This window comes from Mesorhizobium sp. M7A.F.Ca.AU.002.02.1.1 (assembly GCF_003998535.1).
GTDB lineage: Bacteria > Pseudomonadota > Alphaproteobacteria > Rhizobiales > Rhizobiaceae > Mesorhizobium > Mesorhizobium ciceri.
This window is the reverse complement of record NZ_RZPB01001430.1, coordinates 1-578: the sequence shown is the minus strand read 5'-3', so window position 1 is coordinate 578 and position 578 is coordinate 1. Positions and strand designations below refer to the sequence as shown.

Sequence of the window (578 nt, the reverse complement as noted above, 5' to 3'; positions counted from 1 at the left end):
GTACGGCTGCCGCGCCTTGTCGGCGCGGTGAAGGCGTTGAAGATGATCGTCTCAGGTGCGCCGATCGGCGCGACCGAGGCGCACGCCGCCGGTCTCGTCGATGCCGTCTTCGAAGGCGATCTGACCACGCATGCCGTGAACTTCGCTGGGGAAATCGCCCGCAAGGGTGGTCCCTTCACGCCGGTGCGCGATCGCAATGATGGTCTCAAGCAGACTGATCTCGCGGCGTTCGACGCCGGGGCTGCGGATCTTGCCAGGAAAGCGCGCGGCCTCGAGGCGCCGATCGCTTGTGCGCAGTCGGTGCGCAATGCCGTCACGCTGCCGTTCGATGCGGCACTGGCGGCAGAGCGTGCGCTGTTCGTCAAGCTGGTCGCCAGCGACCAATCGCGGGCGCAGCGCCATCTGTTCTTCGCCGAACGTGAGGCGACAAAGCTTCCAGGAAAAGACGTCGTCAAGCGCAGGATCGCCCGCGTCGGCGTCATCGGTGCCGGTACGATGGGCGGCGGCATTGCCATGGCCTTCGCCAATGGCGGATATCCCGTGACCTTGCTGGAAACCAGCCGTGAGGCATTGCAGCG

Annotated in this window: 1 protein-coding gene; it reads left to right on the top strand. The window is 65.9% G+C overall.

What is annotated here, in order from left to right; translation table 11 throughout:
- Positions 1-578 (top strand): 3-hydroxyacyl-CoA dehydrogenase NAD-binding domain-containing protein (locus tag EN879_RS38160; RefSeq protein ID WP_245493964.1); only part of this gene is annotated, 578 nt, incomplete at both ends.